The sequence below is a fragment of the Litorivivens sp. genome (assembly GCF_041625495.1).
In the GTDB taxonomy this organism is placed as follows: domain Bacteria; phylum Pseudomonadota; class Gammaproteobacteria; order Pseudomonadales; family Spongiibacteraceae; genus Litorivivens.
The window spans coordinates 1-8674 of the sequence record NZ_JBFJTH010000159.1; the positions used below are offsets into that span (position 1 = coordinate 1).

The 8674-nt window shown below is 50.1% G+C and carries 7 protein-coding genes; 2 read left to right on the top strand and 5 right to left on the bottom strand.

Annotation, left to right across the window (positions count from 1 at the left end):
• The coding region (locus ABYP39_RS15215; RefSeq protein WP_372783383.1) for an EAL domain-containing protein at positions 1-996 on the top strand (996 nt) is incomplete at its 5' end.
• 55 nt (positions 997-1051) lie between these two features.
• Positions 1052-2848, top strand: coding sequence for an ABC transporter ATP-binding protein/permease (locus ABYP39_RS15220; protein WP_372783385.1), 1797 nt, complete (start codon positions 1052-1054; stop codon positions 2846-2848).
• Positions 2849-2871: 23 nt separating this feature from the next.
• Here the strand turns inward: ABYP39_RS15220 and ABYP39_RS15225 are convergent, their stop codons facing one another.
• The 5 genes from ABYP39_RS15225 to ABYP39_RS15245 form a co-directional block, all read right to left on the bottom strand.
• Positions 2872-3927 (bottom strand): ATP-binding protein, encoded by a 1056-nt coding sequence (locus tag ABYP39_RS15225; protein WP_372783387.1) that lies wholly within the window; start codon positions 3925-3927, stop codon positions 2872-2874.
• Between the two features lie 152 nt (positions 3928-4079).
• Positions 4080-5123 carry an ATP-binding protein gene (locus ABYP39_RS15230; protein WP_372783389.1) on the bottom strand — a complete coding sequence of 348 codons (1044 nt, stop codon included), beginning with the start codon at positions 5121-5123 and terminating at the stop codon, positions 4080-4082.
• 168 nt (positions 5124-5291) lie between these two features.
• Positions 5292-5573 (bottom strand): YebG family protein, encoded by a 282-nt coding sequence (locus ABYP39_RS15235; RefSeq protein WP_372749830.1) that lies wholly within the window; start codon positions 5571-5573, stop codon positions 5292-5294.
• 145 nt (positions 5574-5718) lie between these two features.
• The gene (locus tag ABYP39_RS15240) at positions 5719-6180 is read right to left on the bottom strand and encodes a response regulator (protein WP_372749831.1); all 462 of its coding nucleotides are present in this window, start codon (positions 6178-6180) and stop codon (positions 5719-5721) included.
• A partial coding sequence (locus ABYP39_RS15245; protein WP_372783391.1) for an ATP-binding protein occupies positions 6180-8674 on the bottom strand: 2495 nt, incomplete at its 5' end. The genes ABYP39_RS15245 and ABYP39_RS15240, both read right to left, overlap by 1 nt.

Below are 8674 nucleotides of genomic sequence, written 5' to 3' on the forward strand. Positions count from 1 at the left end.
GATAATCAAGCTATTGGAGCATTGCATTACCAGCTGCAGGCGCTAAGCCCATCAGCCGATGAGCGCCGTTGTAGCGTGATTGGGTGCCTTATCCCAGAGCTTTGGGACTTTCGTTCTCGCTCTACGTTATACAGTTTTTTTACCTACTACTATCGCAACCGTTATCGCGGTACCGAACACTGCATAGAGATGTACAGCCGGGAATACCACGCTGATATATTACGTTGTCTCTACATCCGAGATCATTTAGAAGAAGCCTTTCGGCAGCGGCGCCTGACATTTGTCTATCAACCAATTGTTGATGCAAAAACGCGCAGTATTCTCGGCTTTGAAAGTTTAGTTCGCTGGTTTGACTCCAGGGGTGAGCCGATAAACCCAGAGATTCTGGTCATGGTTGCCGAAGAAGCTGGCTACGCTAGGCGGCTTTTCACCTACTGTTTGGATGCAGTGTTTGAACAAGTCTCAATATTGAGAAATGAAAAGTTGCTCGGTGACAAAACCTTCTCCATTAACATAACCGCAGATAATCTAAGTGATACTAACTTTGTCTCCGATATCAAAAATGCATTATCGCACTGGAACATTTCGGCGCACAGCATACAGTTTGAAATTACCGAGCAATCGTTGGTAGATGACCTCGAACTATCGCTCTCCAATATTAGAGAGGCAGCTGCACTTGGCTTTGATTTTTTACTGGACGACTTTGGCACAGGATATTCCAGTCTTCAGATGCTGCGTTCTCTTCCAATAAAAGGCATCAAAATAGACAAGGTGTTTGTTAAAGATATCGGCAGGGATATCCAGGCGTCTTCGTTTATTCAATCCATGATCACGCTATGCCATATCGCCGGGCATTATGTGGTGGGCGAAGGGGTAGAAACTCAGAGCCAGGAAATTGTACTTGCGGCGCTGCAATGTGATCGCTTACAGGGCTATTACTACGCAAGACCACTGGCTGCCGGTGATGTCATTCGGGCTTTGACAGACAAACCCTAAGCGGCACGAATTCCTTCAACAACGTATACTGTGAGCTTTTCCCAACGAGCTCACTATGCGCAGTTTGCAAACCCATGTTCACGCCAAAGACGTCGACTGGCGTATTCTACGCCAGCTTTGGCCCTACCTATTTGAGTTTCGCAGCCGCATTGTGTTGGCGCTGCTGTGCCTGGTCGGGGCAAAAGTCGCCAGTGTTGGCTTGCCGTTTATTCTCAAGCACCTTGTGGATGGCCTTGAACAAGCAAATGAGGCTGGTCTAATCGTCGCATTGCCTCTGGGTTTGCTTCTGGCCTATGGCTCGGTGCGCTTTGCCAATGTGCTTTTTGGCGAACTGCGCGATACCCTGTTTGGCCGCGTTACCGAGCGTGCCATGCGCCGCGTTGGATTGAAGGTATTTGAGCACCTACATGCACTGGATCTCGAATTTCACCTTAATCGCCGCACCGGTGGTTTGTCGCGCGATATTGAGCGCGGCACTAACGGCATCAGCTTTTTGCTGCGTTTTATGGTGTTCAATATTGTCCCCACCTTTATCGAAATAGCGCTGGTTATCGTTTTGCTGTGGGTAAACTACAGCGTGTGGTTCGCACTGATCGTATTCCTCGCTGTTGCGTGTTACGTGGGGTTTTCGGTCTATGCGACAGAGTGGCGAACGCGTTATGTGCGCGAGGCAAATGAAGCAGAATCGCGTACCAGTACGCGAGCGGTAGATAGTCTGCTCAATTTCGAAACGGTTAAGTACTTTGGCAATGAGCGCTATGAAGCGGGCCACTATGACACCGAGTTGGCGGCTTGGGAGCTGGCGCGACGCCGCAACCGCTTGAGCCTGTTTGTATTGAATGGCGGGCAGGCGTTTATTATTGCTGGCAGCATAACCTGCGCCATGGTACTGGCGGCACAGGAAGTGATTAATGGCGTAATGACCATTGGCGACTTTGTCTTAATCAACGCGTTTATGATGCAGATCTTTATGCCGCTGAACTTTCTTGGTTTTGTATACCGGGAAATGAAGGGAGCGATGGCCAATATCGAAGCCATGTTCAAGTTGTTGAAACAGACGCCTGCTATACAGGACAAGGACAATGCTCCAGCCTTACAGGTTACCGAAGGTCGTATCGATTTTGAGCATGTACATTTTTATTACGACGAGCAACGCCCGATTATTCACGGCTTGAGTTTTACGGTACCCTCCAGAAAGAAACTCGCCATCGTTGGAAGTAGCGGTGCAGGCAAGTCGACCTTGTTCAAGCTGTTGTTTCGCTTTTACGACGTGACCGAGGGGCGGATACTTATTGATGGACAGGATATACGCGAGGTCACACAAACGTCGCTTCGTTCAGCCATTGCGGTGGTGCCGCAGGATACCGTGCTGTTTAATATGAGCATTGGCGAAAATATCCGCTATGGTCGCGTGGGTGCCAGCGATGAAGAGGTTTGGGAGGCGGTTGAAACGGCGTATCTCGCAGATTTTATCCAGAGTTTGCCGAAGGGTTTGGATACGCTGGTTGGTGAGCGCGGTCTGAAGCTTTCCGGTGGCGAGAAGCAACGCGTGGCGATTGCCAGGGCAATACTCAAGCGGGCCCCTATCTTAGTGTTTGATGAAGCAACCTCGTCGCTGGACAGCCGCTCGGAAGCAAGTATTGTCCAGGCCATGCGTCGTGTCGCCGATGATCATACTAGTCTCGTCATCGCCCACCGTTTGTCCACCGTGGTCGATGCCGACGACATTATTGTGCTCGATCAGGGACGTTTGGTAGAGCGCGGCACTCATACCGAACTACTCATACAGGGAGGGCATTACGCCGCGCTGTGGGCAATGCAGCAGAACGAGCGGCGCGAGTCATCACAATAGGGCCGAGAGATGAGGCCCGTTGTTTATGAACCGGCGTCTGCCGCTTTGGGCAGCGTAATGCGAAAGCAGCTGCCCGATCCGAGCGTGCTGGTAAATGAGATGGCTGCGCCTAGCCGCTTAGCGTTTTTATGGCAGATTGCCAGGCCCATGCCTGATCCTCGGAATTCGGAGTCGCCGTGTAAGCGAACGAAAGGCTTAAAGATTTCTTCCCAAAGATCTTCTTCAATGCCAATGCCATTGTCCTTGAACTCAAAGATGTGGTGACTTTCCGACTCCAGGTAAGTAATAGTTACGGTTGGTTTATCATTTCGATTATATTTCAGCCCATTGCTAATCACGTTCTGGAATAACTGAAAAAGCAAAGGCCGACAACTTTCAATCGTGAGCGCAGGTGAGTTGTTGACAACAGAACAAGGGCCTTGCTGATCTGATTTGGCGACTTCCGCAATTTCCTTGAGAAGATCTTTTACGTCGATCAATTCGTAAGCTATATCCGGTTCGTCTAGAAAGGTGGTTAGTAATTTTACCAGGTCAATGGCATCACTGGCGGCGTGCTTTAGTTGGTCGCACATGACCTCTAAATCATCCAATTGACCGGCTTTAACGTCCTCGGAAATGATATCCGCAAAATTTCGCATCCGATTTAACGGTGCTTTCAGATCGTGAGAAAGTACACGTGCAAATTGCTTCAGCTCACTTTGCTGCTCGTGAATTGTCTTGCGCAGCTGCGCTTTTGCCTTGGCTGTAGCCATTGCATTTTCAAGGTTTTCTAAGGAAATCGACGCTTTTGGCACATAGTGATCTGCGCCTGCGTGACTCGCGCTGGTCGCAAGCGTTTCGCTGCCGTGGCCAGTTACCATAACAATGGGCAAAAAAGGGTGGCATTCGCGTATGAGTTCTAAGCCCTGAAAACCGTCGACGTCAGGCATCTGGTAATCCAGTAACATTAACTCTGGCTGGTGGAGATCAATTTTTTCTATTGCTTCGTCGATGGATGATGCTTCTTCTATATAGACGGGCCCTTCCGCTCTCGATAACACGCGCTTGGTCGCGGTTCTGTCTGCCCTGTCGTCATCCACTATCAATATGTTCATGGGGGCACCCTGTTAAAATTGTCGTTAAAAACGAAACAAGACGATTGTGCATGAACCGGTATGAATTTTCGGCGTACCTTATTTTTACTGGCGATTTCCAAGCACGCCTGTATTTATACTAGCACACGCGACAGCCTCTACTGCGCAGGAAATTGCAGCATGAATATCGAACCGCCGTTTGGGGCGGTGTAAACGGAAATGCCACCGCCCAGGCGATGCGCATTTCGTTGGCTTATCGCTAACCCCATCCCCGCGCCCATAGAGCCCGATTGATCAGTGAGCCTAAAAAAGGGTCTGAAAATACGTTCGCGGTATTGCGGCGCAACGCCAGCGCCGTTGTCCTGAAATGCCAGGCAGTGTTGTCGATCTTGCTGCGTGTAAGAGACGAAAACGTTCGGATTGTCGTGGTCGTTATGCTTCAAACCATTACTTATTAGATTTTCCGCGATTTGCTGAAGTAGTAAACGGTCACTATTAATAATAGGGAGTTTTCCAAAGGTCACCGTCGATTCAGTACCCCCGTAAAGACGGCGACTCGTTGCTGCTGCTTCGGCAACAAGGTGCTCAAGGTCTACAAGCCCCTGTTGGTCGGTTTTGCTACCTGTGCGTACAAAATAAGCGACCTTTTTCATTAGCTCGGTAACACCGCCAGCTGACTTGATCAGATCATCGCAGTTTTGCTCAAACGCTTTGTTGTGTGTGACTCCGGGGAGCAGGGCATGCGGTGTCCTATTTGAATGATCCCTGTCTGCGGATATCTCTTGGGCAATGTCTTCCCTATGTCGCTGTTCTTGAGCCAGACGCCGACGTGCTTCGGATTTGCCTTGGGCGATGGTCAGGGTGTTTTCTAGGGCTTGTGCCGTCAGGCCGTCTTTCTGCAGATAGCCGTCAGCGCCGGCTGACAGCGCGGTGGCACCAAGCCTCCTATCGCCGAAACCGCTAATCAGGATCACGGGAATGAGAGTGTCAATATTTCTGACAAGATCAAGCCCCTCGAAGTCGGCAATACCTGGCATGCGGTAGTCAAGTAATACCACATCTGGCTTACTTTGTATGAGGTGCCGCAGTGCATTGGCGATAGTGTGGGCTTCTTGCACTGCGGTGGTTGCAGCGCACTTCTTCAGCAAACGTTGAAGCAGTGCGCGGTCAGCGGGGCTATCATCCACCAGCAGTATTTTCATGGTGGCCTTGGGTACGTGTAGTTGCTTCGGGTAAAGCTGCCAGACGAACTCTTAGCTGGCAGGCACTTATCTAGTGTCTCTCAGCGATACGGAACGCCGCTATAGCGGTAACTACGTACCCGTAGTATGGACCACCGTCAGGAGGGGCTGCTACGGATGGGGAGAGGCCTAGCCATTAGCGGCCAGCGTTGTTACGTTGCTGTCTTCGCCACTGATGTTTGCCAGTACCTCGATTTTTCCTTTGCTAGCCTGAATGAGAAGCTCTTTGTTGCGAGCCAGTAAAATTCCGAATTCCTCGGCTTCTTTCTCATCGGCACTAGGTACGTGGTGTAACAGCAGTTCGGTTAGCTGCTCCGCCAGTTCCAGCATTTTGTCGTAGGCGTCCGCGTCTTTCTTGTTGTCAAACATGGTGTTGTCCCGGTCACACATCCACTTGGCTATTACCGCCATGATTTTTTCCTCACTGATGGTCGCTCGTCTATCTAACTGTATATAAATACAGGTTTAGTGGCAAGAGGCAGGGCCAGAAATAATGACCTACTAGAACCTTGGCTAGTTGTCATGGCGAGCTGACATTGAATTGCTTTTGTATTCGTCAAGAATCGGTGTCCATGCGATTCTTTGAAAAACTAGTTAAGGTAGGAAACCGCACTACACGCTGGTAGCAGTCTAGTAATTCCACCAGCTTCAGAAGCTCTGCTTCTGTTTTACGAATGTAGCCAGCAACATTCAGGTCATACGCAGCCATGGTATCTTCTTCACGTGCTGATGCGGTTAGCATAAATGCAACGGTTCGATTTAAGCCGGGTATCTGGCGCAATTCGGTTAGGAATTCGATGCCGTCCATGCGGGGCATATTGATATCAACCAGCAACAGGTGTGGGCCGTTTAATTTTTCCTGACCGTTTCTACCCAGAAGAATATCCAGTGCATGAACACCATCAATCGCACGATGGACGGCGTTATCTAATTTTGCCTTGCGGAGTGCGCGCTGTAGAGCTTTGGCATCGCCATCGTCATCTTCGAGCAGCAGTATGTTTATGTTTTTTTGATTCATTATCTGTTGGCTTGCTGAGGTGATATTGGCCACGTAATGGTAAAGCAGCAACCTTCGCCTACTGCCGAATGTACCTCGATTCTACCACCATACAATGTCACGTATTTCTTAACAACTGACAGGCCGATGCCGCTACCTTCCACTTGATCGCGTGGTTTCAAGGTTCGAAAAATATCGAAAATGCGCTGGTGATACTTAGCCGGAATGCCGGGACCATTGTCTGCCACGGTGAAGATATAGCTGTCGCCCACTGTTTTTACGTCGACGTCGATACGCAGTGAGCGGCCTTCTCGGTGCTTGATCGAATTGCCAATTAGGTTATATAGGATCTGTTGTAGTGGCATACGTGCGTTCGCGATATTTGCAAAATTTTCAGAAATATTTAGCACAACGTCTTCTGGTGTGGCTAGCAGGTTGACGATATTTTCCATCATCTCCGTACCGCTAATTTTTTCACGGAAGCGATCGTCGGTGACCCGCCCTATTCGTGAGTATTGCAGCAAATCATCGAGCAGGCGCTCCATCCGGTTGGCGCGATTCTGCAGCAGATCGAGATTCTCTCGATCCTCGTCACGTAAGTGCTCGGCGAGATCCTCTTTTAACCATTGCGAAGCATTGTGGATGACTCGCAACGGGGCTTTCAGATCGTGGGACGCGAGATAGGCAAAATTCTCTAACTCCTCGTTAATGGCGCGGAGTTTGTTCTCAATTTCTTTCAATTCTGAGATGTCGCGAAATACGGTAACTGCGCCGGTGATCGTGCCCTTATGATTTACAACCGCAGAGCTTGTATATTCCACTGGGTAGCATTTTCCATCAGGACGCCAAAATACCTCGTTGCGTTCGAAATGTTGGCCACCCTCTTTCAGAACGCGGTAGATATTGCACTCTTCTTCAGGGTAAGGACGCCCGTCCGCGTGCGAGTGATGCAAGATGGAATGTTGTTTTTTGTTGAGCATTTGTTTGGCTGAGTAGCCAGTAATTCTCTCTGCGGCCTGGTTAAGAAAAGTTGTTCTTCCCTCAGCATCTAGGCCGAAAATCCCCTCTCCTGCGTTGTCGAGTAACAGGGTGAGCTGGCGTTCTTTTGTGCGCAACAGATCTGAATTGCGATCGGATCGTAATAGAAGCTGGGATGTAATCACCAAAAGCACAGCGATAATAAGCCCGGACACTAACACCATGTCTTGAAGGTTTGTGTGTATGTCATTGTAGTAGTGAGCCGTTGGCCAGACCTCTAATGTCCACGTTTTACCAAGTAGTTCCACCTGGTCAGTTATCGCCCAAAACCGACGAAACTCATCCTGTTTGGCCGTCGTTTCGAAGAGGCGATCCCCGCCTAGCGATACCGTTAGGTGCATTAGATCAAGATACTCGTGAAAAAATACACCTTGCAACAGTGCTGCACCGTCGAATACAGCGAGTACAGCCGTGTTTTTGTCACCACGACTTGCTGGGCTGGCCATGATGAACTGCCCGCTTCCTTCACGCAGCAAACTCGGGTTGGAAATGGCTAATCGCTCGCTTGCCCTACCAGCTTCGCTCAAAGCCTTCTGTATAACATCAGGCTGAATCTGTTGCGGGGCTTGTTCACTAACTATCCACTCTACGTTTTGAGGAATGCCGGAAACTCGTGCCAGGGCAATCATGCCCGGGTGGTCTAACAGGTACATTTCAGCATCGAGTCGCCACGCAGCTAGGTCGGGCTCAGCACTGCGTGCGAGCCGGTTGGCCATTCGACGAAGAGAATAGGCCTGAGAGCGAAGTGAATGACGCAGACCACTGAGGGTCATGGCGCTTTCCTGGCGAATAGTTTCTCCAAGATGGCGAGCTTCTGTTTTGCCTAGTGCCGCCCACAGCATGATGGAGAGACCAATGACGAGCGGCACCAGCACGCTGACAACCATCTGGATGAAGCGGTGTCGGTATTTGTTATACGCTGCACTTACGGTGCAACATAGACCCGAAATTCCGAGTAGTACGAAGATCAAAATACTACCAGGAGCCATACGTGCGATATTGCCCCAGCCGTAAAGCCCCTGGTTTTGATCGTATAAAGCCCAGCTACTGACCAGGCAAATGGCAAACAGTGATAAGCAAACTGCCCGCAGAGCGTACGCGGCATCCGGGTCGTGCTCGCGGTGTGGCCACCACACTAAGGCCGCACCAAAAGCCATCAATGCAATGGATACTGTTGGTGCTAGGTTTAGTGTGTTAGTGAATGCGCTATTTTCAATTATCGCGTGAAACCAATGATCGATGTGCCAGCGCGACTTGCTGATGAACTGTACAAAATGCAGTAGTCCAATGAGACAGACGGGCAGTGCCAGCGCGGTAGTCAGATGAGGCTTTTTCCGTTGGTAGGTAATCAGAGCGAGCCCAGCGAGCAGCCCACCGAGCGCTGTATGGTAGTGGATCGCCATGTTGCCGAGCGCTAGGTTGACCAGATCCACGTTGGCAGTGTGCCAGCCGACTAGCACCGTTGCGGATAAAATGA